The sequence below is a fragment of the Kribbella sp. NPDC059898 genome (assembly GCF_042730855.1).
GTDB lineage: Bacteria > Actinomycetota > Actinomycetes > Propionibacteriales > Kribbellaceae > Kribbella.
In genome coordinates, this window is record NZ_JBHWKR010000013.1 from 168389 (window position 1) to 194548 (window position 26160).

The 26160-nt window shown below is 69.5% G+C and carries 32 protein-coding genes and 1 pseudogene; 16 read left to right on the forward strand and 17 right to left on the reverse strand.

What is annotated here, in order from left to right; genetic code table 11:
- Positions 1-30: 30 nt before the first annotated feature.
- The 7 genes from ACFV9C_RS33495 to ACFV9C_RS33525 are packed head-to-tail and all read right to left on the reverse strand — an operon-like array spanning position 31 to position 5420.
- A complete protein-coding gene (locus ACFV9C_RS33495) occupies positions 31-858 on the reverse strand; it encodes a sterol desaturase family protein (protein ID WP_380199823.1) in 828 nt (275 codons plus the stop codon).
- 5 nt (positions 859-863) lie between these two features.
- Complete coding sequence (locus ACFV9C_RS33500) at positions 864-1568, reverse strand: FadR/GntR family transcriptional regulator (protein ID WP_380199825.1); 705 nt, start codon at positions 1566-1568, stop codon at positions 864-866.
- Between the two features lie 33 nt (positions 1569-1601).
- Positions 1602-2084 carry a nuclear transport factor 2 family protein gene (locus ACFV9C_RS33505; protein WP_380199827.1) on the reverse strand — a complete coding sequence of 161 codons (483 nt, stop codon included), beginning with the start codon at positions 2082-2084 and terminating at the stop codon, positions 1602-1604.
- Positions 2074-2700, reverse strand: a complete 627-nt coding sequence (locus tag ACFV9C_RS33510) for a 3-oxoacid CoA-transferase subunit B (RefSeq protein ID WP_380199829.1) — start codon at positions 2698-2700, stop codon at positions 2074-2076. The genes ACFV9C_RS33505 and ACFV9C_RS33510 overlap by 11 nt, the downstream gene beginning before the upstream one ends.
- Position 2701: 1 nt before the next feature.
- Positions 2702-3475 (reverse strand): CoA transferase subunit A, encoded by a 774-nt coding sequence (locus tag ACFV9C_RS33515; protein WP_380199831.1) that lies wholly within the window; start codon positions 3473-3475, stop codon positions 2702-2704.
- Positions 3472-4242 (reverse strand): 3-oxoadipate enol-lactonase, encoded by a 771-nt coding sequence (pcaD, locus tag ACFV9C_RS33520; protein WP_380199833.1) that lies wholly within the window; start codon positions 4240-4242, stop codon positions 3472-3474. The genes ACFV9C_RS33515 and pcaD overlap by 4 nt, the downstream gene beginning before the upstream one ends.
- Positions 4239-5420 (reverse strand): acetyl-CoA C-acetyltransferase, encoded by a 1182-nt coding sequence (locus ACFV9C_RS33525; RefSeq protein ID WP_380199835.1) that lies wholly within the window; start codon positions 5418-5420, stop codon positions 4239-4241. Before ACFV9C_RS33525 ends, pcaD begins: the two co-directional genes overlap by 4 nt.
- A gap of 78 nt (positions 5421-5498) precedes the next feature.
- Here ACFV9C_RS33525 and ACFV9C_RS33530 point away from each other — a divergent pair, with 78 nt between their 5' ends.
- Complete coding sequence (locus ACFV9C_RS33530) at positions 5499-6377, forward strand: LysR substrate-binding domain-containing protein (RefSeq protein ID WP_380199837.1); 879 nt, start codon at positions 5499-5501, stop codon at positions 6375-6377.
- Here ACFV9C_RS33530 and ACFV9C_RS33535 read toward each other — a convergent pair.
- Positions 6374-7189: an IclR family transcriptional regulator C-terminal domain-containing protein gene (locus ACFV9C_RS33535; protein ID WP_380199839.1), complete on the reverse strand. Its 816-nt coding sequence runs from the start codon at positions 7187-7189 to the stop codon at positions 6374-6376. The genes ACFV9C_RS33530 and ACFV9C_RS33535 overlap by 4 nt on opposite strands.
- Positions 7190-7313: 124 nt before the next feature.
- On the opposite strand from ACFV9C_RS33535, the gene ACFV9C_RS33540 reads away from it, so the two are divergent.
- The 5 genes from ACFV9C_RS33540 to catC are packed head-to-tail and all read left to right on the forward strand — an operon-like array spanning position 7314 to position 11686.
- The gene (locus ACFV9C_RS33540; protein WP_380199842.1) at positions 7314-7868 is read left to right on the forward strand and encodes a flavin reductase family protein; all 555 of its coding nucleotides are present in this window, start codon (positions 7314-7316) and stop codon (positions 7866-7868) included.
- A complete protein-coding gene (locus ACFV9C_RS33545; RefSeq protein ID WP_380199844.1) occupies positions 7865-9412 on the forward strand; it encodes a 4-hydroxyphenylacetate 3-hydroxylase family protein in 1548 nt (515 codons plus the stop codon). The genes ACFV9C_RS33540 and ACFV9C_RS33545 overlap by 4 nt, the downstream gene beginning before the upstream one ends.
- Positions 9413-9423: 11 nt before the next feature.
- Complete coding sequence (gene catA, locus ACFV9C_RS33550) at positions 9424-10269, forward strand: catechol 1,2-dioxygenase (RefSeq protein ID WP_380199846.1); 846 nt, start codon at positions 9424-9426, stop codon at positions 10267-10269.
- Positions 10269-11405, forward strand: coding sequence for a muconate/chloromuconate family cycloisomerase (locus tag ACFV9C_RS33555; protein WP_380199848.1), 1137 nt, complete (start codon positions 10269-10271; stop codon positions 11403-11405). Before catA ends, ACFV9C_RS33555 begins: the two co-directional genes overlap by 1 nt.
- Positions 11405-11686, forward strand: coding sequence for a muconolactone Delta-isomerase (catC, locus tag ACFV9C_RS33560; protein ID WP_380199850.1), 282 nt, complete (start codon positions 11405-11407; stop codon positions 11684-11686). The genes ACFV9C_RS33555 and catC overlap by 1 nt, the downstream gene beginning before the upstream one ends.
- A gap of 20 nt (positions 11687-11706) precedes the next feature.
- Here catC and ACFV9C_RS33565 read toward each other — a convergent pair whose 3' ends face one another.
- Positions 11707-12312: a TetR/AcrR family transcriptional regulator gene (locus ACFV9C_RS33565; RefSeq protein WP_380199852.1), complete on the reverse strand. Its 606-nt coding sequence runs from the start codon at positions 12310-12312 to the stop codon at positions 11707-11709.
- Between the two features lie 81 nt (positions 12313-12393).
- On the opposite strand from ACFV9C_RS33565, the gene ACFV9C_RS33570 reads away from it, so the two are divergent.
- Entirely contained in the window at positions 12394-13533 is a 1140-nt protein-coding gene (locus ACFV9C_RS33570) for an epoxide hydrolase family protein (protein WP_380199854.1), read from the forward strand.
- Between the two features lie 25 nt (positions 13534-13558).
- On the opposite strand, the gene ACFV9C_RS33575 is transcribed toward ACFV9C_RS33570, so the two are convergent.
- From ACFV9C_RS33575 to ACFV9C_RS33595, 5 genes are all read right to left on the reverse strand, one after another.
- The gene (locus ACFV9C_RS33575) at positions 13559-14188 is read right to left on the reverse strand and encodes a hypothetical protein (protein WP_380199856.1); all 630 of its coding nucleotides are present in this window, start codon (positions 14186-14188) and stop codon (positions 13559-13561) included.
- Positions 14189-14199: 11 nt separating this feature from the next.
- The gene (locus ACFV9C_RS33580; RefSeq protein ID WP_380199858.1) at positions 14200-15030 is read right to left on the reverse strand and encodes an SAM-dependent methyltransferase; all 831 of its coding nucleotides are present in this window, start codon (positions 15028-15030) and stop codon (positions 14200-14202) included.
- A gap of 104 nt (positions 15031-15134) precedes the next feature.
- Positions 15135-15977: a hypothetical protein gene (locus ACFV9C_RS33585; protein WP_380199860.1), complete on the reverse strand. Its 843-nt coding sequence runs from the start codon at positions 15975-15977 to the stop codon at positions 15135-15137.
- Positions 15974-16429, reverse strand: coding sequence for a hypothetical protein (locus ACFV9C_RS33590; RefSeq protein WP_380199862.1), 456 nt, complete (start codon positions 16427-16429; stop codon positions 15974-15976). The genes ACFV9C_RS33585 and ACFV9C_RS33590 overlap by 4 nt, the downstream gene beginning before the upstream one ends.
- A 77-nt stretch (positions 16430-16506) precedes the next feature.
- Entirely contained in the window at positions 16507-16902 is a 396-nt protein-coding gene (locus ACFV9C_RS33595; protein ID WP_380199864.1) for a Dabb family protein, read from the reverse strand.
- A 72-nt stretch (positions 16903-16974) separates the two neighbouring features.
- On the opposite strand from ACFV9C_RS33595, the gene ACFV9C_RS33600 reads away from it, so the two are divergent.
- The 5 genes and pseudogenes from ACFV9C_RS33600 to ACFV9C_RS33620 form a co-directional block, all read left to right on the forward strand.
- A complete protein-coding gene (locus tag ACFV9C_RS33600) occupies positions 16975-17592 on the forward strand; it encodes a TetR/AcrR family transcriptional regulator (protein WP_380199866.1) in 618 nt (205 codons plus the stop codon).
- A gap of 56 nt (positions 17593-17648) precedes the next feature.
- The gene (locus ACFV9C_RS33605; RefSeq protein WP_380199868.1) at positions 17649-18017 is read left to right on the forward strand and encodes a hypothetical protein; all 369 of its coding nucleotides are present in this window, start codon (positions 17649-17651) and stop codon (positions 18015-18017) included.
- On the forward strand, positions 18014-18658 hold the full coding sequence (locus tag ACFV9C_RS33610; RefSeq protein ID WP_380199870.1) for a hypothetical protein: 645 nt from the start codon (positions 18014-18016) through the stop codon (positions 18656-18658). The genes ACFV9C_RS33605 and ACFV9C_RS33610 overlap by 4 nt, the downstream gene beginning before the upstream one ends.
- The gene (locus ACFV9C_RS33615; protein ID WP_380199872.1) at positions 18648-19724 is read left to right on the forward strand and encodes a hypothetical protein; all 1077 of its coding nucleotides are present in this window, start codon (positions 18648-18650) and stop codon (positions 19722-19724) included. Before ACFV9C_RS33610 ends, ACFV9C_RS33615 begins: the two co-directional genes overlap by 11 nt.
- 214 nt (positions 19725-19938) lie before the next feature.
- A pseudogene (locus ACFV9C_RS33620) lies at positions 19939-20502 on the forward strand (PEP/pyruvate-binding domain-containing protein); the annotation flags it as partial.
- A 153-nt stretch (positions 20503-20655) separates the two neighbouring features.
- Here the strand turns inward: ACFV9C_RS33620 and ACFV9C_RS33625 are convergent.
- On the reverse strand, positions 20656-21531 hold the full coding sequence (locus ACFV9C_RS33625; RefSeq protein WP_380199874.1) for a universal stress protein: 876 nt from the start codon (positions 21529-21531) through the stop codon (positions 20656-20658).
- Between the two features lie 181 nt (positions 21532-21712).
- Here ACFV9C_RS33625 and ACFV9C_RS33630 point away from each other — a divergent pair, with 181 nt between their 5' ends.
- The 4 genes from ACFV9C_RS33630 (at position 21713) to ACFV9C_RS33645 (ending at position 24848) form a co-directional block, all read left to right on the forward strand.
- Positions 21713-22276, forward strand: a complete 564-nt coding sequence (locus ACFV9C_RS33630) for a hypothetical protein (RefSeq protein WP_380199876.1) — start codon at positions 21713-21715, stop codon at positions 22274-22276.
- Positions 22273-23124: a universal stress protein gene (locus tag ACFV9C_RS33635; RefSeq protein WP_380199878.1), complete on the forward strand. Its 852-nt coding sequence runs from the start codon at positions 22273-22275 to the stop codon at positions 23122-23124. Before ACFV9C_RS33630 ends, ACFV9C_RS33635 begins: the two co-directional genes overlap by 4 nt.
- Positions 23125-23133: 9 nt before the next feature.
- Positions 23134-24027 carry a universal stress protein gene (locus tag ACFV9C_RS33640; protein WP_380199880.1) on the forward strand — a complete coding sequence of 298 codons (894 nt, stop codon included), beginning with the start codon at positions 23134-23136 and terminating at the stop codon, positions 24025-24027.
- A 167-nt stretch (positions 24028-24194) separates the two neighbouring features.
- Positions 24195-24848 carry a response regulator gene (locus ACFV9C_RS33645; RefSeq protein WP_380200062.1) on the forward strand — a complete coding sequence of 218 codons (654 nt, stop codon included), beginning with the start codon at positions 24195-24197 and terminating at the stop codon, positions 24846-24848.
- Here the strand turns inward: ACFV9C_RS33645 and ACFV9C_RS33650 are convergent.
- Both ACFV9C_RS33650 and ACFV9C_RS33655 read right to left on the reverse strand, forming a co-directional pair.
- Entirely contained in the window at positions 24845-25426 is a 582-nt protein-coding gene (locus ACFV9C_RS33650; protein ID WP_380199882.1) for a Uma2 family endonuclease, read from the reverse strand. The two genes, ACFV9C_RS33645 and ACFV9C_RS33650, sit on opposite strands and share 4 nt — an antisense overlap.
- 42 nt (positions 25427-25468) lie before the next feature.
- Entirely contained in the window at positions 25469-26113 is a 645-nt protein-coding gene (locus ACFV9C_RS33655) for a flavodoxin domain-containing protein (RefSeq protein ID WP_380199884.1), read from the reverse strand.
- Between the last annotated feature and the right edge of the window lie 47 nt (positions 26114-26160).

Genomic DNA, 26160 nt, shown 5'->3' on the forward strand with positions numbered 1-26160 from the left:
GCGGCTCGGTGCCCTGCCGGGCGCGGGTGCTCAGGGTTGGGGGGACCAGCCGGGGCCGCGGACGAGGTGGTTGAGGCGGGTGCGCCAGTTCGGTGCGCGGCGTACGTCGTGCCAGATGGCGGCGAACTCGTGTGTGGCGACGCGCAGTGGGTTGTGGGTGCGGATGTTCGTGGTCAGGCCGTAGACGACGCGTTCGCGTTCGGGTTCGAACGTGGTGAACAGGCGGTCCCAGACGATCAGGATGCCGCCGTAGTTGCGGTCCAGATAAATGGTGTTCGAGCCGTGGTGGACGCGGTGGTGGGACGGGGTGTTCAGGACGAGTTCGACGGGTCGCCAGAGCGTGCCGATCCGCTCGGTGTGGATGAAGAACTGGTAGACGAGGCTGATCGACTGCTGCAGCAGGATCATCCACGGCGGGAACCCGAGCACGGCCAGCGGCAGCCAGAACGGCAGCGACGTGAACGGCGTCCAGGGTTGCCGGAGCGCGGTCGACAGGTTGTAGAACTCGCTCGAGTGGTGCACGACGTGACTGGCCCAGAACACGCGGATGCGGTGGTGGCCGCGGTGGTACCAGTAGTAGGCGAGGTCGTCGGCGACGAACAGTGCGACCCAGGTCAGCGGATTGTCCGCGGGCAGGCGCAGCGGGGTGACCAGGTAGGCAGCGGCGTACACGGTGACGACCACCAGCTTCCAGCCGATGTTGATCACCACGTTGCCCAGGCCCATGGCCAGGCTGGTCCGCGAGTCACGCAGGTTGTACCCGAGTTCGTTGTCGTCGGGCAGCAGGTAGAACGAGGCGGCCTCCAGTGCCAGGCAGACCACGAACACCGGGATCGCGTGCAGGATCAGGTCGAACATCGTCCTCACTCCCTTGGGTTCACGGCGTCGACGAAGCGGCTGAGCAATCGGTGCGCGGTGCGCTGCGCGGCGGTCGCGTCGCGGGCGGCGATCACCGCGGCGAGCTTGCGGTGCTGCGCGGCCGCGGCGAACTCGGCGGCCAGCCCGAGGTCCGCGACGACCTGCCAGCCGACCTCGCCGAAGGCGGCCACCAGGGTGTTCAGCCCGAGCCGGTAAGCGACGTTGCCCGAGCCGGTGACCACCGCGGTCCAGAAGGCCAGGTCCCCGGCGAACACCTCGGCGCCACCCGGCGACGGATAGTCCGCGGCCGCCTGGGTGACCGCCGCCCGTTGCTCGTCGGTCGCGTTCACTGCACACAGCCGCGCGGCGTCGGCCGCCACGGACCGGCGCATCTCGGCGATGTCCCGCACCACCCGCAGCGGCGGGATCGCCCCGGACGCGGCCAGCGCCGACAGTACGTCGAGCCCGGCATGCGTACGCCAGTCCTGTACGGCGGTCTTGCCGCCGTGCGTGATCCGGATCAGCCCGGCCTGCTGGATCCGCTTCAGCGCCTCCCGGATCGCGTGCCGGTTGACCTGGAACGACTTGGCCAACTCACGCTCGGCCGGCAGCACCTCGCCGGGCGCGAGCCGCCCGGACAGGATCTCGTCGACCAACTGCCCGAACACGACATCCGACACCGCGGCCCTGACTACGGGCGTGACCTCCATGACGCCCCAGCATGCGGCTGTCTCCGTAACATGTCAACTGGTTGGACCAGTCGGCAGTTCCGCCGGCGCATAGTCGTACCGGCCCGGGAACCAGGGCGCGCCCGAGGTGACCCAGTAGAAGAAGCGGACCCGGCGGACGGCGAACCGCCACGCACCGTCGGGGTCGCGCACCATCGAGTCGGTGTAGCGACCGGCCGCGATCTGGGCGACGCCTTCGACGACGCAAGGCTGGTACAGCCAGGTCTGGCCGGTCGCGGTGTCGCTGTCGAGGTCGATCGTCTCGTTGGAGCTGAAGTGCCACCACGCGTCGAGCGGTCCTGCCAAGAGGTTCGGGAAGAAGGTACGGAGCGCCGCGCGGCCGCGGACCACCGACAGCCCGTCGAAGCAGCCGTCCTCGGTGAAGAGGCCGGCCAGCTCGTCCCACCGGCAGTCGTCCAGGAACTGGCAGTACCGGGCGCGTAGCTGGCCGATCGCGTGCAGATCCTCCAGCCGTTGAACGCGTTCCTCAACAGACATGTGCCGCGGTCGCCTCCCTGACCTCGTCGGCGGACACGCCCGGCGCCAGTTCGACGAGGGCGAAACAACCCCGGCGTACGTCGAGGACGGCGAGGTCGGTGACGACCCGGTCGACGACGCGGCGGCCGGTCAGCGGCAGTGTGCAGGACTCGACCAGCTTCGGGGCGCCCGTGCGGGTGCGGTGCTCCATCAGCACGATCACCCGGCGGGCGCCGCTGACCAGGTCCATCGCACCGCCCATCCCCTTGACCATCGAGCCGGGCACCATCCAGTTCGCGAGGTCGCCGTACCCGGAGACCTGCATGCCGCCGAGGACCGCGACGTCGACGTGGCCGCCGCGGATCATCGCGAAGCTGGTCGCCGAGTCGAAGTACGACGCACCCGCGACGACCGTGACCGTCTGCTTGCCCGCATCGATCAGGTCCGGGTCGACCTCGTCGTCGTACGGGAACGGGCCGAGGCCGAGGACGCCGTTCTCGGCCTGCAGGGTGACGCCCGCGCCGGGCGGCAGGTGCTCGGGGATCAGCGTCGGCAGCCCGATCCCGAGGTTCACGTACTCGCCGTCGTTCAGCTCCCGGGCCGCGCGGGCCGCCATCTCGGCACGGGACCACGGCATGTCAGGCCTCCGGTCGTGGTCGGGTGGTGCGCTTCTCGATGCTCTTGCGGGCCGCCTGTTCCGGCGTCAGCGGTACGACGCGCTGCACGAAGACACCCGGGAGATGGACCGCGTCCGGGGCGAGTGAACCCGTCTCGACGACCTGCTCGGCCTCGACGATCGTCAGCCGCCCGGCCGTCGCGGCGACCGGGTTGAAGTTCCGCGCGGCCGCGTGGAAGGCACAGTTGCCGGCCCGATCGGCCACCGCGGCCCGGACCAGCGCGACATCGGTGACGATCGCTTCCTCGAGGACCATCTCGCGACCCCGGATCGTCCGGACCTCCTTCGGCGGCGAGGCCACCGCGACCGTTCCGTCGGGGTGGTACCGCCAGGGCAGGCCGCCGTCGGCGACGAGCGTACCGACGCCGGTCGGGGTGAAGAACGCGCCGATTCCCGCACCGCCCGCCCGCAGCCGTTCGGCGAGGGTGCCCTGCGGGGTCAGCTCCACCTGCAGTTCGCCGGCCAGGTACTGCCGGGCGAACTCCTTGTTCTCCCCGACGTACGACGCGACGACCCGGCTGATCCGCCCCTGTTCGAGCAGCAGGCCGAGGCCGGCGCCGTCCACGCCGCAGTTGTTCGACACCACGGTCAGGTCCCGGGCGCCCTGCTCGAGCAGCGCCTCGATCAGGAACCACGGGATGCCGGCCAGCCCGAAGCCGCCCACGGCCAGGCTGCTGCCGTCCGGGATGTCCGCCACCGCGTCGGCCGGTGTCGCGACGACCTTGTCCACGGTCATTCGCCGGCCCCCAGCAGGTGCGCGATCACGGCCGGGTCGATCAGGTCCGGCCGTTCCGCGGCCGCCAGGTGCGCGGCGCCCGGCACGACCAGAAGATTGCCGTGGGCAACCGAGTTCGCGATCCGCTCCAGCTGCCAAGGGGGAGTGGCCGGGTCGTCGGCTCCGGCGACGGCGAGGGTGGGAGCGCTGATGCCGGCAAGGTCGGGCAGTAGATCCATGGTCGCGATCACCTCGCAGCACGACGCGTAACCCTCGGCCGGGGTGGACGCCACCATGGCCTCGGACCGATCGCGCAGCATCGGATCCGACTCCAGCCGTGCTGCGGTGAACCATCGACGTACGACGGCTTCCGCGACCGCCGCTGAGCCCTTCGCCCGGACGAGTTCGGCGCGCTCGGTCCACGCCGACGCGGGATCGAGCCGCGCGCCGGTGCACAGCACCACCAGCCGGTCGACGCGCTCCGGGTTGCGCGCGGCGAGCCGCATTCCGGTCATCCCGCCCAGCGACAGCCCGACGAAGTGCGCCCGCTCGACGCCGAGCCGATCGAGCAGTACGACGACGTCGTCGGCGAGGTCGTCGATGTCGTACGGACCGGGCGGGACCGGTGAGCGGCCGTGACCGCGGGTGTCGAAGCGGACCACCCGGAAGTGCTGCTCCCAGTCGGCGAGGTTGGCGTCCCACATCTCCCAGGTGGACCCCAGCGAGTTGGCCAGCACGACAGTCGGCGCATCTGGCCGGCCGCTGACGACGTGGGCGACGTCCGTCATCGGACGGCCTCGAAGATCGCGGCGATGCCCTGGCCGCCGCCGATGCAGAGCGTCTCTATCGCATAGCGCCCGCCGCGGCGGTGCAGTTCGTGTGACAGCGTGGCGAGGATCCGGGCGCCGGTCGCGCCGACCGGGTGGCCGAGCGAGATGCCGGAGCCGTTCGGGTTCAGGCGTTCGTCGGTGGGATCGAGCTTCCATTCCCGCAGGCACGCGAGTACCTGAGCCGCGAAGGCCTCGTTCAGTTCGATCAGGTCGAGCTCGTCGAGGGTGAGGTCCGCGCGGGCGAGCGCCGCGGCGACGGCCGGTACGGGTCCGATCCCCATCACCTCGGGGCCGACGCCGGCGACCGCCCAGGAGCGGAGCGCGACGAGCGGGCGGAGACCGCGGCGCTCGGCCTCCTCGCGCGTGGTCACCACGCAGACGGCGGCGCCGTCGTTCTGGCCGCTCGCGTTCCCCGCGGTCACGGTTGCCTCGGGATCTGCCTTCACCATCACCGGTCGCAGCCTCGCGAGACTCTCGAGCGTGGTGTCGGCCCGCGGGTGCTCGTCGGCGACCACGCCCGCGATCGGCACCAGTTCGCCGGCGAAGCGGCCCTCGGCCTGGGCGGCGATCGCGCGCTGGTGAGAACGAAGGGCGAACTCGTCCTGCTCCGCGCGGGAGATCCCGTACTCACGCCGTACGTTCTCGGCCGTCTCGAGCATCCCGCCGGGGACCGGGTGGTACTTCCCGCCGGCGGTCTCGCGGGCGCGGACCAGGCGGTCGTTCAGCTCGACGTTCCCGCGGACACCGGTCCGCAGCCCGAGTGCGTAGTGCTCGACCTGCGACATGGATTCGGTGCCCCCGGCAACAACCACGCGGGCGGCGCCGGTGGCGACCATGCCGGCGGCGTACAGCACGGCCTGCAGGCCCGAGCCGCAGCGGCGGTCCACCTGGACGCCGGGCACCGACGTACCGAGGCCGGCGTCGAGGGCGGCGATCCGGCCGATCGCGGGCGCCTCGCCGTTCGGGTAGCACTGACCGAGGATGACGTCGTCGACATCGCCTTCGCCGAGGCCGGTCCGCCGTACCAGCTCGGTGAGCGCGGCGGTCGCAAGGTCGGCCGCGGAGAGGGCTGCCAGCGCACCGCCGAAGCGGCCCACCGGGGTACGGATCGGCTCACAGATCACCACGTCGCTCATGCCCTCGACCGTAGGCCGGACAGACCGATATGGAGAAATACTCATTTACGCTCGATCAAGACTCTGAGAGTATGAATCGTGGAGCTGCGCCATCTGCGGTACTTCGTCGCCGTCGCCGAGGAACGGCACTTCGGCCGGGCGGCCGCCCGGCTGCATATCGCCCAGCCGCCCCTGTCCCAGCAGATCCGCCAGCTGGAGGCGGAGCTCGGCGTGCAGTTGCTGCGCCGGACGACGCGGCGGGTCGAGCTGACCGCCGCCGGTGAGGCCTACCTCGACCGCGCGCGGCAGATCGTCGCGGCCGTCTCGTCCGCGGCGGGGGAGGCGCAGCGGGTGGCGGCGGGACTGCAGGGCCGGCTGGTGATCGGATGCGTCGGGTCCGCGACCTACAGCCTGCTCCCGCAGCTCGTGCGGACCCTGCGCGAGGAGCTTCCGGACGTGGAGGTCTCGGTGCAGGGGGAGATGCTGGCCCCCGACCAGGCCGGCGCGCTGCTGGCCGGCCGGATCGATCTCGGCCTGCTCCGGCGGCCGGTCGACGAGGACGCGTTGCGGGTGCGGACGCTCCGCACCGACCGGTTGATCGTCGCGGTTCCCGACGGGCACCGGCTGGCCGGGCGGGCGCGCCTCCGGCTGCGGGACCTGGCGGGCGAGGACTTCGTGATCCACGCCGGCGGCGGCCGGTCGGTGATGCACGACGCGGTCCAGGCGCGCTGCCGGGAGGCCGGGTTCGAGCCGCGGGTCCGGCACGAGGTCGCGGAGACGTCGACGCTGGTCACCTTCGTCGCGGCGGGACTGGGCGTCGCCGTCGTACCCGAGCCGACGGCGGAGCTGATGGTCCCCGGAGTGGCCTACCGCCCGCTGACCGGCCGCGCCACGGTCGAACTCGCGGCCGCGACGCGCGCGGACGACGAGGCACCACACCTGCACCGCGCGCTCGCCGTACTGGCGAATCTGGTCTAGAAGAACCCGTCGCGAGGGGTGGCGTCGAGTTGCCGGGAGCCGCGGAGCAGTCGTAGGTCCGCGCTGATCGCGGCCGCGGCCTCCTGCATCAACGGGACGATCTTGGTCACGATCTGGTCGGTGCTCGTCCGCCCGACGGTCGTGGAGTAGGCCAGCGCCGCGAGGACGCCGCCGTCCGGTGCGTGCACCGGGACCGATGCGGACAGCAGGCCGTCCTCGAGCTCCGACTCGACCACGGCGTACCCGTCCTGCCTGACCTTGTGCAGGGCGTCGCGGAAGCCCGTCGCATCCGTGATCGTGTGCGCCGCCAGGCGTCGCAGCCCGCCCGCGATCACGGCGTCGACGACCGACGCGTCCGCCCACGCGGTCAGCACCCGGCCCATGGAGGTCGCGTGGGCCGGGACACGGCTGCCGACGTCGATCTGGATGCTGAGGATCCGCCGTACCTGGACGCGGGCGACGTACACGACGTCGGTCCCGTCGAGCTCCGCGAGCGACGCCGACTCCTGGGTCGCCTCGGCCAGCCGGAGCAGATGCGGCTGCGCGGTCTCGACGAACGTGTGCGTCGCCGCGTAGTGCTGGCCGATCGTGAGCACCCGCGGCGTCAGCGTCCACCGGCTGCCCGTGGCCGCGACGTACCCGAGCCGCTGCAGCGTGAGCAGGATCCGCCGTACGGCGGGCCGCGACAGTCCGGTCGCGGCCGCCACCTCGGCGAGCGTCGGGTTCGGCCGGTCGGCGTCGAACGCGAGCAGTACGGCGAACCCGCGCTCGATGCTCTGCACGTAGTCGCGCTCGTTTTCCTCCCCAGTCATGCGGTGCATCCTTCCAGAGAAAGTTGTTGAGCTCTTGACAGTCGACCGCGTTGACCCCAAGGTCTTGCTGTACGCCAAGCGTACGAAATGTACGCAGAGCGTACAATCTGAGGAGGTAACGCTGATGGACTCGCGAGAACTCCGGAACGCGTTCGGCCAGTTCGCCACCGGCGTGACCGTGGTGACCTGCACCAGTGCGGACGGCCGTCCGCACGGCGCCACCGTGAACGCCTTCACCGCCGTGTCGCTCGAGCCCGCGCTCGCGCAGGTCACGCTGACCCGCACGTCGAAGGCGTGCCAGTACCTCGACGGCAAGCCGTTCGCGATCAACGTGCTCGCCGACGACCAGCTCGACGTCGCCTGGCACTTCGCCGGGCGTCCCGCGCACCGCACCCCCGGCTGGGTCGACGGTCCGCTCGCTCCGCTGCTCCAGGGCGCGGCCACGACGATCTCGTGCCGGCCGTGGCGGACGTACGACGGCGGCGACCACCTGATCGTGATCGGTGAGGTGGCCGCGGTCGAGATCACCGCCCGGGACCCGCTGCTGTTCCACGGCGGCCGGTTCCGCTACCTCGGGCCGGTCGAGACCCACTGGTCGGGATCGCTCGACTGCCCGGACTTCGGCTGGTTCGACACCACCGCCGTCTTCACGCCACTGCTCGAAAGGAACCTTCGATGACCACTGTGGTCGAACAACAGACCAAGCGCCCGATGACGGGCGCGGAGTACCTGGACTCGATCCGAGACGACCGCGAGATCTGGATCTACGGCGAACGGGTCAAGGACGTCACCGAACACCCGGCGTTCCGCAACCCGGCCCGGATGACCGCCCGGCTGTACGACGCCCTGCACGACCCGGCGACGCACGACGAGATCACCGTACCGACCGACACCGGCAACGGCGGCTACACGCACCCGTTCTTCCGGACGCCGCACAGCTCCGCGGACCTGCAGAAGGACCGGGTCGCGATCGAGCACTGGGCCCGGCAGACCTGGGGCTGGATGGGCCGCAGCCCGGACTACAAGGCCAGCTTCCTCGGCACCCTCGGCGGGAACACCGACTTCTACCAGCCGTACGAGGAGAACGCGAAGCGCTGGTACAAGGAGTCGCAGGAGAAGGTCCTGTACTGGAACCACGCGATCATCAACCCGCCGGTCGACCGCAACCTGCCGCCGGACGAGGCGGGCGACATCTTCATGCGGGTCGAGAAGGAGACCGACGCGGGCGTGATCGTGTCCGGCGCGAAGGTCGTCGCGACCGGGTCCGCGATCACGAACTACAACTTCATCGCCCACTACGGGCTGCCGATCAAGAAGAAGGAGTACGCGCTGATCTGCACGGTCCCGATGGACGCGCCGGGCGTGAAGCTGATCTGCCGGCCGTCGTACACCATGCAGGCCGACGTGATGGGCAGCCCGTTCGACTACCCGCTGTCCAGCCGGATGGACGAGAACGACACCATCTTCGTCTTCGACAAGGTCTTGGTGCCGTGGGAGAACATCTTCCTGTACGGCGACGTGGACAAGATCAACGGGTTCTTCCCACAGTCCGGATTCATCCCGCGGTTCACGTTCCACGGCTGCATCCGGCTCTCGGTGAAGCTCGACTTCATCGCCGGACTGTTGCTCAAGGCCCTCGAATGCACGGGCAGCAAGGACTTCCGCGGCGTACAGACCCGGGTCGGTGAGGTGATCGGCTGGCGCAACCTGTTCCGCTGCATGGCCGACGCGATGGCGCTGAACCCGGACCCGGGCCCGAACGGGACGGTGCTGCCGAAGCTCGACTACGGCCTGATCTACCGCCAGTTCATGATCACCGGGTACCCGCGGGTCAAGGAGATCATCCAGCAGGACGTTGCCTCCGGCCTCATTTACCTCAACTCCAACGCGATCGACTTCAAGACTCCCGAGGTACGCCCGTACCTGGACCGCTTCGTCCGCGGCTCCAACGGGTACGACGCCGTCGAGCGGACCAAGCTGATGAAGGCGCTGTGGGACGCGGTCGGTACCGAGTTCGGCGGGCGGCACGAACTGTACGAACGGAACTACTCGGGCAACCACGAGAACGTCAAGGCGGAGATCCTGTTCGCCGCCGAGGCGCAGGGCGAGACCGCGGCGATGAAGGGCTTCGCCGAGACCATGCTCGCCGAGTACGACCTGGACGGCTGGACGGTGCCGGACCTGGTCAACCCGACCGACGTCAGCCGGATCCTCAACCGCTGAAGGAGCGCATGATGACAACTGTGCAGCACTCTCCCACCGCCGCGGGCTCCGGCGCGAACGCGAGCTCCAACTTCAAGGCGAAGCAACGCTCGGCTGCCGACGTCTCTCCGGAACGCGTGAGCGCCGTGGTCACGGCCGTTCTGCAAGGTATCCATTCTTCCATCCGGTCGCAGCAGGTGACCTATCCGGAGTTCCAGGCCGCGAAGGCGTGGCTGATGGAGGTCGGCGAGGTGGGCGAGTGGCCGCTGTTCATGGATGTCTTCGTGGAACACGTCGTCGAGGAGGTCGCGGCCACGACCCAACACGGCACCAAAGGAACAATTGAAGGCCCTTACTACCTTCCCGACCAGGTACGGCTTTCGTCGTCTTGCGAGCTGCCACATCGCGAAGACGAGAAGGGCACCCCGCTGGTGCTGTCCGGCCAGGTGCGTGACCTGGACGGCATGCCGCTGGCCGGTGCCGAGGTCGACATCTGGCACGCGGACGCCGACGGCTACTACTCGGGCTTCGCGCCGCACCTGCCGGACGGCAACCTGCGTGGCGTGGTGGTGACCGACGACCAGGGCCGCTTCGAGATCCGGACCGTGCAGCCGGCGCCGTACCAGATCCCGACCGACGGCCCGACCGGCCGGCTGATCGAGGCGGCCGGGTGGCACCCGTGGCGGCCCGCGCACCTGCACCTGATGGTGCGGGCCGACGGGCATCGCACGATCACCACCCAGCTGTACTTCGCCGGCGGCGACTGGCTCGACTCCGACGTCGCGGAGGCGACCAAACCCGAGCTGATCCTCGACCCGGCCGACGACGGGACCGGCGTCCGGCGGGTGGCGTACGACTTCGACCTCGAGCAGGGCTGATGGATCTCACCATCGACCGGCTGGAGACGGTCATCATCGACGTACCCCTCCGGCGGCCGCACCGGTTCGCCCGCGTCACGATGACCGCCCAGCCGGTACTCCTGGCCTTCGTCCACACCCGCGACGGTGTCGTCGGCGTGGGTGAGGGCGTGGTGCCCGGCGGGCCGTGGTGGGGAGGCGAGTCGGTCGAGTCGATGAAGGTCACCCTCGACACGTACGTCGCCCCGCTGCTGCCGGGCCGCCGGGTGTCGGAGATCGCCGCGATCTGGCAGGACGTCACCGATCACGTCAACGCGAACCTGTATGCGAAGTGCGCGGTCGAGGTCGCCCTGCACGACGCGTGGGCGCGGTCCCTCGGCGTACCGGTGCACGTCCTGCTGGGCGGCCTGGCGCGGACGTCGATCGACGTGACCTGGGCGCTCGGCGCGGATCCGGAGGAGGTCGTCGTCGAGGAGGCGCTGGCCAAACTCCGGTCGGGTCAGCACAAGACCTTCAAGCTGAAGATGGGCGCGCTCGACCCGGAACAGGACACCCGCCGGATCTGCGCGATCGCCGAGAAGCTGGCCGGGTCGGCCGGCGTCCGCGTGGATCTCAACGCCCGCTGGGACCTCACGACCGCGAAGACCTACCTGCCACGGCTCGCGGCGGCCGGGGTCGAACTGGTCGAGCAACCCGTTCCCGGCGACCAGGTCGAGGCCTTGGCCGAGCTCAACCGGCTGCTGCCGATCCCTGTCATGGCGGACGAATCTCTCCGTACGCCGGTCGACGCCCTCCGGCTCGTGGGGCTGCGAGCCGCCGACGTCTGGTCGATGAAGACCACCAAGGTCGGCGGACTGCGCAGGGCCCGGGACATCGTCGCGATCGCCGCGGCCGCCGGGATCCCGTGCCACGGCGGTACGTCGATCGAGACCGGGATCGGCACCGCCGCCTCACTCCAGCTGGCCTGCGCGGCACCCGGCGTGACCTGGGGCAGCGAGCTGTTCGGCCCCCTCCTGTTCGCCGAGGAGATCCTCCGCACGCCGCTGCGCTACGAGAACGGCGCACTCCAGCTCCCCGACGGGCCAGGCCTGGGCGTCGACCTGGATCTCGACGCCGTCGCCGCCCTCCGCCGTACGCACCTCACCCGGGAGGACTGATGCTGTTCCACGTCCGCATGGACGTCCACCTACCGCCCGACCTGCCGACGGAAACCCGCACCGACCTCATCGCCCGCGAGAAGGCGCGCGCGATCGAACTGCAGCAGCAGGGGGTCTGGCCGGAGCTGTGGCGCATCGTCGGCGAGTACGCCAACTTCAGCATCTTCGACGTCGCCTCCAACGACGACCTCCACACCCTCCTGTCCAGCCTGCCCCTGTTCCCGTACATGACCATCCACGTGACCCCGCTCGCCGATCACCCGTCGAAGCTCCGGACCTGACTCCGATCGAGTGCTGCGTGTCAGGGTTGGTCGTCAACGAGGGCGATCGCGCGTGCTTCGGGTACTCCGAGCATCAGGAGGCTCGTGATGGTTGCTGCTCGGGCGCCGCGGGCCCTGGTCGTCCGGTCGTTGTCCGCGATGGTGAACACGGTGCCGTAGGCAAGTTGGCTCAGGATGCCGGCCGGTAGGTGCTGCGCGAACACGTCGCTGTCCTGGCCCCGTTTCACGAGGGCCGCGAGGAGGTCGTCGAGTGGTCCGAGCAGGCTGTGGATCGCGTCGCCGTACTCGCCGCGGCGCAGCGCGAGCAGCACCCGGTACCGGTGCGCCACCGGCCAGACGCGGGCGATGAATTCGACCCAGGCCGCGTCCGCTGCTGCGTCGATGGCGTTGGCTTCGGCTTCGGTGAGTACGGCGGTCATCTCGGTGACGGCCCGTTCGGTCAGCGTCCGGATCAGGTCGAGGCGCGAGGGGAAATGGCCGTAGACCGTCCGGCGGACGACGCCGGCAGCGGCGGCGATGTCACCCATTCCGGCGTCGGGATTCTCCCCCAGTACGTCGAGGGCGACGTCGAGGATGCGATCGCGTGTCTCGTTCGTCGAACGTACGCGGGAGGACTCGGCGGGCACGGGACGATTCTTGCACACCGGTGTGCAATGACGTAGATTGCACACTGGTGTGCAGCGAAGAACTCCCAGGAGGAGAAGGCCATGACCCTCGTCCGCCCGTTCGCCGTCTCGATCCCGGAGGCGGAGGTCGACGACCTGAAGCAGCGACTGGCCAGGACCCGCTGGCCGGATCCGGAGACGGTGGGCGACTGGTCGCAAGGGGTTCGGGTGCAGAACGCCAGAGCCCTGGTCGAGTACTGGGAGCACGGCTACGACTGGCGGCGCTTCGAGTCCGAACTCAATCGGTTCCCCCAGTTCCTGACCGAGATCGACGGGCTGGACATCCACTTCCTGCACGTCAGGTCCAAGAATCCCGGCGCGATGCCGCTGCTCCTGACGCACGGATGGCCGGGCTCGATCGTCGAATTCCTGCAGCTGATCGGCCCGCTGACCGATCCGGTGGCGTACGGAGGTGACGCTGCCGACTCGTTCGACGTCGTCGTACCGTCGTTGCCCGGATTCGGGTTCTCCCAGAAGCCCACGGCGACCGGGTGGACCGTGTCGCGCATCGCCGGCGCTTGGGCGGAACTGATGCGGCGCCTCGGGTACACGAGGTGGGCTGCGCAAGGCGGCGATTGGGGTGCCGTCGTCACGACCGCCCTCGGGGCTATGCAACCCGAGGGGCTTGCCGGAATCCATCTGAACACCCAGTACGCCTTCCCCGCACAGATCCCCGACACGTTGTCGCCCGAACAGCACTACGCCGTGGAGACCCTCGCCCGCTACACCGGCGAGCTCGGTGGGTCGAATCACCTGCAGGGCACGAAGCCGGAGACTGTCGGGTTCGCCCTGGCGGATTCTCCGGTCGGCCAGGCAGCCTGGATCTACGAGAAGTTCCAGTCCAAGACCGACAACCAGGGGCTCGCCGAGGACACCCTCAGCATGGACGCCATGCTCGACGCGATCTCCCTTTACTGGTTCACCAACAGCGCGGCGTCGTCCGCCCGCATCTACTGGGAGAACAGGTCGGCCACTTTCGCCGGCCCGAAGCTGACGCTTCCGGTCGCGGTGACGGTCTTCCCGAGGGACATCCCTCGGCTGCCACGAAGCTGGATCGAAGACACCTACAGCAATCTGATCCACTACGGCGAGGCCGACAAGGGCGGGCACTTCGCGGCCCTGGAACAGCCCGAGATCCTGGTGGACGAAATACGCACGGGCCTACGCGCCCTCCGATCCTGACCCAACGCGCGAGTACGCCGGCCCGTCAGTCCGGGGGCAGTGCGCCGCGGTGGACGAAGTAGGTACGGGCGTTGTCGTCGAGCAGGTCGGGGCGCCGGCGGACCCACTGGTCGACGTACTGCATCGCGTCGAGCGCACCCTTGCCCGACTGGAGTTGGAGGCGCACGGTGAGCCTTCCGACGGTTCCCCGGATCGCGAGCGGCTCGAATCCGGCGATCTCCTGGGCGTCCGTGATGCCGCCGGGGTCGATGCCTGTGCGGCTCTTGAGGACGTCGGCGGCCCGTGGCCGGAAGTAGCTCGTGAGGCTGATCGAGGTCATCGCCTCGACCGGGAGGCGACGGCTGCGGACGAGCCTGCGGTACCGTACGCCGGCCTCGCTGAAGTACTGCCGCATCAGGATGGCCGAGAGCCCGAGGTACACCATGAACAGCCAGAGCAGGTTGAGTGCGAGGCTGATCGTCTGCAGCACACCGGGCGGGAAGTCGCCCTCGACGCGGTAACGCTCGGCGTGGGCGAGTACGAACGGGTCGTGGTGGATGATGCTCGGTACGGCGACGAGCAGGAACGGCGTACTGCACAGCAGTAAGGCCCAGCCCAGCGCCGGTGCGGGTCCGGCGACCGCGACCTCGTGCTGAGAATCCCCGTGATGACTCACGGAGCGCATTATCACTTGGTGGCAGGTCTCGCGATGCGCCCTATCGCGGCGACCAGGCATCGGCGGATCGATGCGCCGTGCTCGTCGGTGTCGTCGGTCGGGCGCCAGTCGTCGCACGGGACCAGGCCGGGATCGAGCAGCTCCTGGTCCGGGAAGAGCGCTGCGATCTGGTCGAGCGTCCGGAACCAGCCGGAGCCGATCGGGCCGTCCACGAGGGCTGCCTCGGCGATGCCGGCCATCCGGCGCAGGCTGTCCTGGTCCGGCGTGGCGAAGTGCGAGACGACGGTGTACGAGCCGGCCGGAAGCGCCTCGACGTATCCGCGCATCACGTCGACCGGCCGCCGGTCGTCGGGGTAGTGCGGGAGTGTCGCGGTGTGGATGAGCGCGATCGGCGCGGTCCAGTCGAAGAAGGTTCGTACCGCGTCGTCGTGGAGGACTGCTTTGGGGTCGAAGATGTCGGCGTCCACGACTCGTACCCGGTCGTCGGCCTCGAGCAGCGCCCGGCAATGGGCGAGGACGAGCGGATCGTTGTCGGCGTACAGGACCCTGGCCTCTGGGGCGAACTGATGGAGGATGGTCGACGCGCTGGCCGGGTTCGGGAACCCTGGACCGCAGTCGATGAACTGCGTGACGCGGCCGGGTCCGGCGAGGTGTTCGAGGGCGCGTCGGCGGAAGTCCGCGTTGGCCGCGACCAGTTCACTGAGACAGACCGCTTGCTCCAGCCGTGCCGCCTCGGCGCGGTCCGGGACGCGGTTGTCCTTGCCGCCTTGGAGGGCATCCCAGACACGGGCCAGGCTCGGTGCCTCCGGCGCTGGCCGTCTGTCGTCGTACTCGCTGCCCATCGGCTCACCATCCCATGCTGCGGGGTCCTGTACCTGGTAGACGGTCGAGTGCGGGCGGCATGACGCGAAACCGAGAAGAAATCCGCGGCCTTCGAACGAAAACATCATGTCCTGACTTTTCTGGTGGCGGCCCGGACGGCCGGTGTCGCGAACTGTCCGAGGCGTTCCAGGGGAGCGAAGGCCAGCCAGCAGATCGCGGTCGGTAGGAAGGTGATCCCCAGCATCGCGGTGTTGGCCGCATGGAAGCCCAGGAAGAACAGTGCCGCGAGCAACAACCACCGGCCTCGCAGCCAGAGGACGACCGGGGACAGGATCTCACCGGTGAAGCCGATCCACTGCATGATGTGCAGCAGCCACGGGTAGTTCAGCAGCCGCTCGCCGAGCGGGTTGGGACGCCGTACGATCGCCCACGTCAGCACCGCGCTGTCAGGCCAGGTGAACGCCCAATCCGCGCTGCGGATCTTGGCCAGCGCCGACAGTGCGTACGTCGCGACGACGGCGATCTGGACGCACCGCACGGCCCAGCCCGCGAGCTCGCTCGGCCGCAGGTCGCCGTACCGCGCTCTGCCGACCGTAGGGAGGACCCACAATGCCACGACCAGGGCGAGGTGGTCGTGGTCGACCTTGCCGTCGCTCATCCCGATCAGCACCCACCAGGTGAAGGCGGGCGCGACGATCCAGCCGGCCAGGCGGGGGAGCCGGTTCGTCGCGCCGACCAGGCAGGCCACGATCAGGACGCCGTACAGCGTGTTCGTGAGCGGGACGCTCGGCCGGGGGAGGTCGAGCAGCCGGGCCAGGAACAACGGCTGGTACAGCTCCGGGGAATGGCCCTTCGAGCGAGTGTCGTTGACGAAGACGTGCATGTCGAGGAGGACGAACAGATAGAGGATCGTCCGTAGCCAGGCGATCCGGGCGATCGCGACCGGCGGCAGGAACCAGCTCGTCATCGGACCTGCCAGACGGCGAGTACCTTCGACGCGGGGTGGCCGGAGACCCGGCCGCGCACCAGTGTGGTGGTATCGCGGACCAACTCCAGCCGGACGTACCTGGGCTTGTCCGGATGCTTGCGGGCCCAGTCGTCCGCGACCGACTGCAGGAGTGACGGATCGGCCACGATCGCGCTGGTGCGTGCCTCGATCTCGGCACGCCGCACTCCGGCGCCGTTGGTGTCCAGCGGAACGTCGACCGTCGTACCGGCGTCCGTCAGCGCCACGACCCGGATGGAGTCGATCGAGGTGTCGCCCGGGACCGACATCGCGTACTGCGACATCGGCCCGAACGGCCAGAGGTCATCAGTGCCGCGGACCGTACCGTGGATCAGCAACCCGACCCCGACGACAACGACGGCCAGCCGGACGAGGCATCCCGTTCTGCCCGCCCGTACCACCTCAACGCTCATTGCGTACCCCCTTGATCGCCCGAATTATCCACCCGCCGTCGTGGTGAGGGCCGCTCGAGTGTCCGGCGCGCCGGGGGTCAGACGTTGTCGCCGAAGAGTTCGTCGATGCGCCGGGCCCAGTCTGGGTACTTCCGCATCTTCCGTGCGGCGATCTCGTAGACGGCCTGGCCGAGCTCCTGGTCGCTGTCGTCGGTGAAGCGGACGGCGCTCATCTTCTCGAGCTTGTCCAGGATCAGGTCGTCGCCGCTGAGATGCACCGGGTCGTGCATGTACCGCTCCAGCGCGTCCAGGTCCGGGATCGCCGCCAGGTACGAGTGTGTGAACCCGTCGGCCGGGTTGCCGAAGTCTTTGCCGACGGCACCGAACGCGACGCTGTCGAGGGACGCCGTACGGCGCATCACCGCCAGCACCTCCTCCTGCTCCGCGACGGTCACGCCGTCCTTGAACCGGATCCGCAACAGGTTGACGATCATCGATCCTCCTCGTGATTGCACTGGCCAGTGCAGTTTACCGTACGACATGGTGCTGTGGGCTACCCTGATCAGGTGACGGTCAACCGGGGCAGGATCGACAAGCGCCAGGCGATCCTGGACGCGGCGTTCACGGTCTTCGCCCGGGACGGGTACCGGCAGGCGAGTGTGGACTCGGTCGCGGCCACCGCCGGGGTCGCGAAGCACACGATCTACAACCACTTCGGCGACAAGGAGTCGCTGTTCCGTGCGGCGGTCGCCGCGCTGGCCGATGACGCGCTCGCCCGCAACCTGGCGGCCGTCGACGCGCTCCGCCCGGACCGGGACCCGGCCGAGGTGCTGACCGAGGTCGGACGGAAGCTCGCCGACTGCTACTGCGACGAGAAGTCGTGGGCCTTGCGCCGGCTGCTGCACGCCGAGCTGGGGAGTATGCCGGAGTTGCAGGACATCGTCCGCGACCGCGCGACCGACAAGGTGAACGACGCCCTCGCCGACCGCCTCGCCCGCCTCGCCTTGGCCGGCAAGCTGAAGCTCGGCGATCCGGTCGTCGCCGCCGAACAGTTCGGCGCCCTGCTGACCGCACCGTTGGAGACCCGATCCCGCCTCGGCACACGCAAGCTGAGCAGGGCCGAGCTCACCGAGGTCACGGACAACGCCGTACACACGTTCCTGCTCGCATTCGGACCAGACTGACTACTTCACCTTCTGTCGCCGTCCGGGTGTACTTGTCGTGAGCAAGGGGGACGAAGGTGGACATCGAGTACTCCGAAGTCGTGCGGCCGGATGACACCGAGAAGGCGCGGTCGACGATCACGGTCGGGTTCTTTCCGGACGACCGCCGGCCGTGGGCTGTCGACTTCGCCGGCCGATGCCCGCGCTGCGACCACCCCCAGCCGGAGAGCCGGCACTGGGTCGTTGCGGTCGCCGGTGCCAGCAAGTTCAACCAGGCCCAGCGGGCAAAGGCCGAGGCCGAGTTCGCCGAGCTCGACATCGACCTGTCGAGCGGTGACGAGTCGTTCGACCTACGGTGCGGATGCGACAAGGCGCACACGCACCGGCCGCACGGGAAGTCGGGGTGCGGTGCGGCCTACCGCGTCCGGGTGGTGTGGGCGCCGTGACGCCGGGCGGACTGCAGCCACCGGACGGCGTACCGGACCCGAACGATCTGGCGATCGACCAGCAATGGGCAACCTTGTTCTCGGACCAGCTCGCGTCCGTGCGCAAGAGCGCGGAGAACTGGCGGACCGGGCTGGCCGCGCTCCTCGGTCTGGTGTCGATCTTCTCGGTCGTCGGGGCGCCCAAGGCAACAAAGGACCTCGACCCGCTGGCCGCGCAGCTGACCGGGCTCGGCGTGCTGTGCGCCGCGCTGTTCGCGGTCCTTGGCGCGGTCGCGGCTTTGCGGGCGGCCTACGGCGTACCGAAGACGATCACGCGTGCGGTGTTCCGCGAATCGGGTGGCAGAGCCGGCCTCGACTTTCAGCAAGCGGACAAGGCCCGTCGTGACCTGCGGTGGGCGAAGGCGCTGACCTACCTGACCTTGGCGTTCCTGGGCGCCAGCTTCGCGCTCGCCTGGTACGGGCCGTCGAAGGCGAGGAACCAGGTCCGGGTGACCGAGACGTCGAAGGTGGTCGTCTGCGGGACGCTGGTCCGGTCCGGCGACGGAGAGATTCAGATCGACTCGACCACGGCCGGTACGACGGTGCTCAAGCTGTCCGACGTGGTGAAGCTGGAGACCGTGGAGTCGTGCGATGCCGGCTGACGACTTCCTGATGGAGGAGCACCTCGACGCGGCCGTGGGCAACATCCTGCAGGCCGTGATCTCGCCGGCCGAGTTGCACGAACGCCTGCGGCCGCCGCGGACCCGGATCGTGAAGTCGAAGGGCACGGACTACAAGACCTTCACGGTCCGGACCGGCGACAAGGCGGTGATCCGGATGGGCGGCGCGACGTACCGGGTGCTGAACGCGCTCACCTCGACCGCGGCCACGTACTTCGTCGCGGACGAGCACGGCCGGCGGCCGTCGACGTACTGGCCGGCTGCCCGGGACCGGCTGGCGGCGGCCATCGACAGCTACGCCTCGCCGCTGCGCTCGCCGTCGGTCCGCCCGATCGACATCTCGCCGCGGCAGGTCACGGCGGCGACGTCCTTCGCGCAGTACGCGTACCGGTTCATCATCTGCCACGAGCTGGCACACGTCGCGCTCGAGCACACCTTCGGCGCGGGAGCGGACCCGGACGACGTCGACTCGCTGCGGGCGTCGCAGGACGAGGAACTCAGCGCCGACGCGTTCGCGCTGCGGCTCCAGCTCGGCTCGCTGCCGCACCCGGACCTGATCGTCACGGCGCTGTCGGCGCCGGTCTACTTCATCTTCCTGCTCCGAGCGTTCGACGACTTCCGCCTTGCGCTCCTCAGTCAGCTGGTCGATCACGAGCAATGGGCGATCGAGTACTCGCACCCGCCGTACCTGCATCGCATCCTCAACCTGATGCGCGAAGCCACCGCCTCGGTCAGCGACGACGCGGGCGAGGGGCTCGCCGCCGTCCAGGGCGCGCTGGAGGAACTGGTCCAGAACGTCTGGTCGGCGGCCCTCGAGTCCCGGGACAAGGTCGCCGCCAAGGCCACCGAACTCCTCGCCGATCCGAAGCCCGCCGATGCCCCCAAGCTGACGAAACTCCTTGCCAAGAGCCCGATCGGCGTCCTCCAGGCCCTGGACGCCAACCAGCAGTGGCGCCAGCCCACCTGGCCGTTCCACACCACGGTCCCCACCGAACTGACAACCTTCCTGAAACTCTCCCGCTCCGACCGCGCCCGCTCGATCGCCTGACCCCGGCCACGACCAGGGACGGGCAGGGGAGTGGGTACGGCTTGACGGCCGGGCCTTCCGGATCCGGAGGAGCTATCCGCACTCGTCCTGCACGAGTACCCATCCCGCGCGCTGATCCCGGCGGACGAGTAGCACCTGAGTACGGGACCTTCGACCCTGCACGTACCGCCCTCCGCACCGGTGGAATGAGTGCAAGGGAAGGCGAGGAGGTGCCATGGACAGGGAGTACGTCGTACGGCTGGACGACGAGGCGAAGGCGGCGCTTGATCCGTCGCAGGTCGGTCTGAAGGTGTCCCGGCTGGCGGAACTGGCGCAGCGGGGGATCCGGGTGCCGGAGGGTTTCGCGGTGACCGCGTCGGCGTACGAGGCCTTCGTCGTCGACGCTCGGCTGGGACCGACGATCGCGCGGGCGCTCCGGCGGTTCCGCGCGGGGCGCGACTTGGCCGTGGCCGCGGCCGAGATCCGCACGGCGTTCCGCGATGCCGCGCTGCCGTCGGAGGTGGTGGACGAGATCGTCGCGGCGTACCAGCAGCTCGGCGGGGACGGTACGGACGTTGCCGTGCGGTGTAGCCCGACGTCGGCCGACGCGACGTCGGACGAGGTGTTCCTGCACCTCCGGAGCGCGCAGGACATCCTCGCGGCTTGCCGGCGGTGCTTCGCCTCGCTCTACAACACTGTTGCTGTCGGCAACCGTGAGGCGTCGGGGATCGATCAGCTCCGGATCGCGATGCCGGTGGTCGTGCAGCGGATGGTGCGCTCCGACCCGGGCAGGTCCGGTACGGCGCTTACCGACGATGAGCTTCACGAGCTGGCCCGCTGGTCGGCCGCGGCGGACGGGCACTTCCGCCAGCCGACCACGCTCGACAAGGCGAAGGACGGCCACACCGGCGAGCTGTACGTCCTCGAGGTCCGCCCGGACGTGCGCCCTCAGTCAGTGGACGACGGCGATCGGGCAGTGGGTGTGGTGGAGGACGTTCTGGCCGACGGATCCGAGGAGGAGTCCGGTGAATCCGCCGTGGCCGCGGGTGCCGACGACCACCAGGTCGGCGGACTCGGAGTGTCGTACGAGAGCGTGGCCTGCCGACCCCGTCGGTAGGTCGCTGGCCCACGGTACGTCGGGGTGGTCCGCTGCGGCGCCGGCCACCGACTCGGCGACCAGGAGCTGCGCCTCCTCCCGGACCGTGTCCTCGTCGAACTCGAGCATCGACTCGCCGTCGCGGTAGGTGAGGTACGGCGAAGTCCACGCGTGGACGGCGACCACTCGGGCGTGCAGGGATTCGGCCTGGTCGAACGCGAAGTCGATGGCGCGAGCGGAGTACTTGGAGCCGTCGACGCCGACGACCACCGTGGGCTCCACCTGCGTCTGTGGCTGGTAGTCGTGGGGGACTACCACGACGGGGCAGGTCGCGTGGGTGGTGACCTGGACGGCGACCGAGCCGATCAGCAGTCCGCTCCAGCCGCCGAGTCCGCGGGAGCCGAGGATCACGAGCCGGGCGTCCTGGGCGGCTTCGACGAGGGTTTTCGCGGCGGCGCCGCCGATAAGGCTGGTCTCGACATTCAGGTCGGGGTGCTCCAGGCGGAGTTTCGCGGCGAGCTCGTCGAGCCGCTGCCGGCGGGCCGTGCGGACCGCTTCGAGCGGTACGACGTGCCCGGGCGACGGGCGGGTGGTGATGACGAGCTCGAACGCCTCGACGATCCGCAGCGGTGCCATTGCGCGGCCGGCCGTGGCGACGGCCCAGTCGAGCGCGGACACGCTGCCGGGCGATCCGTCGTACCCGATCACCATCGGTGCGGGATGTGTCGTCATGGTGGCCTCCAGCCTTCGTGGTCGAGACCTCACCGTCTTGCGGTGCGGGCGGCGCGGACAGTGGCATACGGCCCGGGACGAGGGGTCGTTCGGCATGTCCGAACGGGGTGCGAAGGGCTCTGACCGACGGCATCGGGACGTTCGACGATGAAGGTGCCGGATCGAACGGAAGGACGACATCATGACCACAACGCCGCATCGGCGGCAGCAGCACCTCGCGGCTCCGGCGATGGAGCCGGACGGTGATCGGCATCCGATCATCACCACGTCGGCCGGGCGAATGCTGGCCGTACTGCGGATCGCCTACGGGCTCACGTTCCTGTGGGCGTTCTTCGACAAGCTGTTCGGTCTCGGCTACTCGACCAAGTCGGGCAAGGCCTGGGTCGACGGCGCGGACGTGACGGCCGGGTTCCTGAAGGGATCGACCGGCCCGCTGTCCGGGTTCTACCACTCGCTGGCCGGCGACTGGTGGGTCAGCCCGCTGTTCATGATCGCGCTCGCAGGTCTTGGGCTGGCGTTGACGCTGGGCATCGGGATGCGAGTCGCGGCCGTCAGCGGCGTACTGCTGTACCTGCTGATGTGGTCCTCGAACCTGCCGCCGACCACGAACCCGGTGCTGGACGACCACATCCTCGGCGCGATCGCGGTCGTGGTCCTCGCACTGGTTGCTGCTGGCAACGTGTGGGGTCTCGGCACGTGGTGGAGCGGCCTGGACTTCGTCCGGAAGTACCCGTGGTTGCGATGACCAAGCCGGTGATCCACGTAGGGTTCGACGACTCGTGGCGTGACACCGGTGCACTGGAGTGGGCCTTGCAGGAGTCGTTGCTCCGGCAGGAGCCCCTCCAGGCGGTGCACGTGATCGACGACCGGATCCGGACCGTTGCGGGTGTTCCGCCGGACCTGGTCGACGACCAGGCGACTGAGCTCGTCAACACCGTGCAGGGCTACCTGGACGGGCGGCCGGGCGGAAGTGACCACGAGGCTGAGCTGATGGTCGGCCCGCCGGCCCGGACGCTCACCGAGGCCGCTGCCGAGAGCCGGATGCTGGTCGTCGGCCGCCGCGGGATGGGGACGTTCAAGCGGCTGCTGATCGGGTCGACGTCGGAGGCGGTCGTGTCCCGTACGACGGTTCCGGTGGTGATCGTGCCTGACCGCTGGACGCCGTCCGGCCACGCCGGACCGGTGGTGGTGGCGCTGGACCAGGGCGATGACAACGCCGCGGTGCTCGAGTTCGCGATCACCGCCGTGCGGGAGCGGAAGGTCCCGGTCCGGATCGTGTACGTCTTCGACCTGCCGGGCCTGTACGGCTGGCAGGCGGTGAACCTGGACGACGGCATGCGCGAGAAGGCCGAGCGCCACTTCGGGGACGTGGTCGGCGAATGGCAGCAGAAGTACCCGGACGTGGCCTTCGAGGTCGACGTCCGGCGTGGGCACCGGGTCGACGGTGTGCTGAACGGCGCCGCGAACGCCGACGCGCAGCTGCTGGTCGTCGGCGCCCACCACCATGCCCGCGTGGCGGCCGCCTTCCTCGGCACCGTGACGCGCGGCGTGTTGCACCACGCGACGTGCCCGCTGGCCGTCGTACCTGTGTGAGGGAGAACGATGAGTACCTGGAACCGGACCGGATCTGTCGTGGTCGAGGTCGACGGCAGCGCGGAGAACCTCCGCGTGGTGGACTACGCGTGCGCCGAGGCGCTGCGGGAAGGTGCCAAGCTGGTGCTGATCGCGCCGTACTCCGCCCACACTGCGTCCTCGCCGACGGCGCAGTCACCTGGTGAGTTGGCGGACGCCGCAGTGCGGGCCGCGGTGACGCACGTGCGCTACCGCGACGGGTACGCGACCGAGCTGGCCGCGGTCACCGAGGAGGGCTCCCGGCTCCGGGTACTCGCGCACGCCGCGCGGAAGGCACGAATGCTGGTGGTCGCCAGATCCCGCAGCCGCGGGCCGCAACGGTTGGCGCACACCCAGGCCAACCTGCGGCTGGCGGCGCGGGCCGGTTGCCCGGTGGTCGTCGTACCGCTGTCGTGGCGGCCGTCGTTGCTGGACCGGAAGGTTGCCGTCGGCATCGACGGTACGGCGTTGTCGGCCGAGGCGCTGGAGTTCGCGTTCGGCGAGGCCGCGGGACGCGACGGTGACCTGACCGTCGTCCACGCCGGGCTGCCGGCGGAACGGCCGTTCGCGGACGAGGACCCGGAGTGCTCGTGGATCAGCCGCGCCGACTACCTGCTGTCGGAGACGCTCGCGCCGTGGACGAGCCGGTTCCCGGACGTGAAGGTAACCCGGTTCCTGAGCAGTCGGCCGCCGGCGGCGGCGCTGGTCCACGAGAGCAGTTCGGTCGGCCTGATCGTGGTCGGTGCGCACACCGGCGTACTGCCGATCGACCCGGTGGCGCGGCGTTCGCTGGCCGCGATGACCTGTCCGGTCGCGGTCGTGCCGCATCAGCCGACCGACGACGAGCTGTCTACCGTGCGGCGGCGTGACGCGGTCGTTCACTGAGGGGAGTAGGGCGACGCCCGCGCTCGCCTGCGTGAACACCAACTCGACCTCTGAGCCTGCTGCCGAAGGTCCCGGGTGGGGTGGGACCGAGGTCCCTGGTGGGTGGGGGCGCGGCGGGGGATGCTGGGGTGGTGCCCGGTGCGGATCCGGGGCTGAAGGAGACGGTGATGGCGATCAAGGTGTTCCTGCTCGACGATCACGAGGTGGTGCGGCTGGGCCTGCACCAGCTGCTCGACGCGGAGCCGGACATCGAGGTGGTCGGCGACGCGGGGACGGCGGCGGAGGCGATCGCGCGGATTCCCGCCGTACGGCCGGACGTCGCCGTGCTGGACGTCCGGCTGCCCGACGGTGACGGGGTGACCGTGTGCCGCGAGGTCCGTTCGAGGATGGCGGAGCCGCCGGCGTGCCTAATGCTGACGTCGTTCTCCGACGACGAGGCGCTGTTCACCGCGATCATGGCCGGCGCGTCCGGATACCTGCTGAAGCAGATCAACGGCCACGCGCTGGTGGACGCCGTACGTCGGCTCGCGGCCGGGGAGTCGCTGCTCGACCCGAGCATGACCGCGAAGGTGCTGGAACGTCTCCGGCACCCGGCGGAGGTGGAGGACCCTCGGTACGCGTCGCTGACCGATCAGGAGCGGCGCATCCTCGCCGAGATCGCAGCCGGGAAGACCAACCGCCAGATCGCCCAGTCGCTGTACCTGGCCGAGAAGACCGTCAAGAACTACGTCTCCTCGCTGCTCCGCAAGCTCAACGTCGAACGCCGCACCGAGGCGGCCGTCTTCGCCATCGAACACGAGCGGAAGCAGCAACGCCGTTAGTGGAGGTCCTCGAGATCGAGGGCGACGGTGAACGGCTCGGTGCTGTTGAAGGTGCCGCCGACGACCTCGGCATCGAGATAGCCGAACTTCTCGGTCAGGTGGCATGCCAGTAGCGAGACGGGCTCCTGGATGTCGACGATCCAGTAGTGCGGAATCCCGGCGTCGGCGTACTCGGCTCGCTTGACCACGTTGTCCGTACGGCGTGATCCCGGTGAGACGATCTCGATCACGACAAGTACCTCTACCGCCCGGATCAGCCCGCCCTCGGCGCGAACACGCCGACGGGCAGAGCGCTGCACGACGATGACGTCGGGTCGCCGGGAGAAGCCGGGCTGGTCGGCCGGCGCCAGCTCAAGATCGATGTCCACATCGGTGATGACTTCGAAATCCTGAGTGAGTTGCGGCATCAACTGCAGAGCAATCCGCAGTCCGGCCATGTTGTGGTCCGGGCTCGGACTCGGCGACATCACAAGGTTGCCTTCCATGAGCTCGGAGCGGCCGCAGTCGTCCTCGCCGAGCGCGGCGTACTCACCAACGGTGAGCAGATGGGCCGGCGGCAACGGGACAGCTGTTGTCATCATCTCCTCCTCGTTTCCGGGACCCATTGTTCCACGTGCCGGTCATTTCGGTGTGGATCTGCTCGGCACGCCCGGTTGCCCAGGCTGATCAGCCGAGGAGTGACCCGCCGGCGGGCGGTGCCAGGTGCTGCGTTGGGTGGCTTCGATGGCGGCGCTGATGTCGGCCGCCCAGCGGCGGATCTTGTCCCAGTCGCGGACGTCGCCGGCCAGGTTGCCGCTGGCGAGCCGGCGGGCGAGGAAGCCGGTGATCACCTCGCCGGCCTGCAGCGGCCATGGTTGCCGGGACGTCCGGCCCATCACGCCGGCGGTCTCCCGCTCCAGCCGGCCGGCGAACGTGACCGCGGGGGTCGCGCCGATCTCGTGCGCGAGATGACGTACGGCGGGCGGCATCGCCTGGTCCTGATCCTTGTCCGGACCGACCGGCCCGCTGTGGAACAGCCAGACCTGACGCTGCCGGAGTTCGTCGACGTGGTGCCGCAGGAAGTGCACGGCTTCGTGACGCCACCGCCTGATGTAGATCGCACTGCCCAGGACCACAGCGTCGTACGGCGTAATGTCCTTGACGCGGGCGACGTCCAGTACGTCGACGTCGTGCCCGTGGGCGCGTAGCTCGTCGCCGATCGCCTGGGCGATACCGGCGGTCGCTCCCATCTTGCTGGCGTACGCCACCAGAACCTTCTTCGACATCCCAGCCTCCTTCGTCAGCTACAGCACATCAGTAAGTCCCGTCCTCA

Excerpts from the sequence above, each read along its gene's own strand:
- ACFV9C_RS33495 (WP_380199823.1), bottom strand. The coding sequence starts at position 858 with ATGTTCGACCTGATCCTGCACGCGATCCCGGTGTTCGTGGTCTGCCTG.
- ACFV9C_RS33500 (WP_380199825.1), bottom strand. The coding sequence starts at position 1,568 with ATGGAGGTCACGCCCGTAGTCAGGGCCGCGGTGTCGGATGTCGTGTTC.
- ACFV9C_RS33505 (WP_380199827.1), bottom strand. The coding sequence starts at position 2,084 with ATGTCTGTTGAGGAACGCGTTCAACGGCTGGAGGATCTGCACGCGATC.
- ACFV9C_RS33510 (WP_380199829.1), bottom strand. The coding sequence starts at position 2,700 with ATGCCGTGGTCCCGTGCCGAGATGGCGGCCCGCGCGGCCCGGGAGCTG.
- ACFV9C_RS33515 (WP_380199831.1), bottom strand. The coding sequence starts at position 3,475 with ATGACCGTGGACAAGGTCGTCGCGACACCGGCCGACGCGGTGGCGGAC.
- pcaD (WP_380199833.1), bottom strand. The coding sequence starts at position 4,242 with ATGACGGACGTCGCCCACGTCGTCAGCGGCCGGCCAGATGCGCCGACT.
- ACFV9C_RS33525 (WP_380199835.1), bottom strand. The coding sequence starts at position 5,420 with ATGAGCGACGTGGTGATCTGTGAGCCGATCCGTACCCCGGTGGGCCGC.
- ACFV9C_RS33535 (WP_380199839.1), bottom strand. The coding sequence starts at position 7,189 with ATGACTGGGGAGGAAAACGAGCGCGACTACGTGCAGAGCATCGAGCGC.
- ACFV9C_RS33540 (WP_380199842.1), top strand. The coding sequence starts at position 7,314 with ATGGACTCGCGAGAACTCCGGAACGCGTTCGGCCAGTTCGCCACCGGC.
- ACFV9C_RS33545 (WP_380199844.1), top strand. The coding sequence starts at position 7,865 with ATGACCACTGTGGTCGAACAACAGACCAAGCGCCCGATGACGGGCGCG.
- catA (WP_380199846.1), top strand. The coding sequence starts at position 9,424 with ATGACAACTGTGCAGCACTCTCCCACCGCCGCGGGCTCCGGCGCGAAC.
- ACFV9C_RS33555 (WP_380199848.1), top strand. The coding sequence starts at position 10,269 with ATGGATCTCACCATCGACCGGCTGGAGACGGTCATCATCGACGTACCC.
- catC (WP_380199850.1), top strand. The coding sequence starts at position 11,405 with ATGCTGTTCCACGTCCGCATGGACGTCCACCTACCGCCCGACCTGCCG.
- ACFV9C_RS33570 (WP_380199854.1), top strand. The coding sequence starts at position 12,394 with ATGACCCTCGTCCGCCCGTTCGCCGTCTCGATCCCGGAGGCGGAGGTC.
- ACFV9C_RS33580 (WP_380199858.1), bottom strand. The coding sequence starts at position 15,030 with ATGGGCAGCGAGTACGACGACAGACGGCCAGCGCCGGAGGCACCGAGC.
- ACFV9C_RS33585 (WP_380199860.1), bottom strand. The coding sequence starts at position 15,977 with ATGACGAGCTGGTTCCTGCCGCCGGTCGCGATCGCCCGGATCGCCTGG.
- ACFV9C_RS33590 (WP_380199862.1), bottom strand. The coding sequence starts at position 16,429 with ATGAGCGTTGAGGTGGTACGGGCGGGCAGAACGGGATGCCTCGTCCGG.
- ACFV9C_RS33595 (WP_380199864.1), bottom strand. The coding sequence starts at position 16,902 with ATGATCGTCAACCTGTTGCGGATCCGGTTCAAGGACGGCGTGACCGTC.
- ACFV9C_RS33615 (WP_380199872.1), top strand. The coding sequence starts at position 18,648 with ATGCCGGCTGACGACTTCCTGATGGAGGAGCACCTCGACGCGGCCGTG.
- ACFV9C_RS33625 (WP_380199874.1), bottom strand. The coding sequence starts at position 21,531 with ATGACGACACATCCCGCACCGATGGTGATCGGGTACGACGGATCGCCC.
- ACFV9C_RS33630 (WP_380199876.1), top strand. The coding sequence starts at position 21,713 with ATGACCACAACGCCGCATCGGCGGCAGCAGCACCTCGCGGCTCCGGCG.
- ACFV9C_RS33635 (WP_380199878.1), top strand. The coding sequence starts at position 22,273 with ATGACCAAGCCGGTGATCCACGTAGGGTTCGACGACTCGTGGCGTGAC.
- ACFV9C_RS33640 (WP_380199880.1), top strand. The coding sequence starts at position 23,134 with ATGAGTACCTGGAACCGGACCGGATCTGTCGTGGTCGAGGTCGACGGC.
- ACFV9C_RS33645 (WP_380200062.1), top strand. The coding sequence starts at position 24,195 with ATGGCGATCAAGGTGTTCCTGCTCGACGATCACGAGGTGGTGCGGCTG.
- ACFV9C_RS33650 (WP_380199882.1), bottom strand. The coding sequence starts at position 25,426 with ATGACAACAGCTGTCCCGTTGCCGCCGGCCCATCTGCTCACCGTTGGT.
- ACFV9C_RS33655 (WP_380199884.1), bottom strand. The coding sequence starts at position 26,113 with ATGTCGAAGAAGGTTCTGGTGGCGTACGCCAGCAAGATGGGAGCGACC.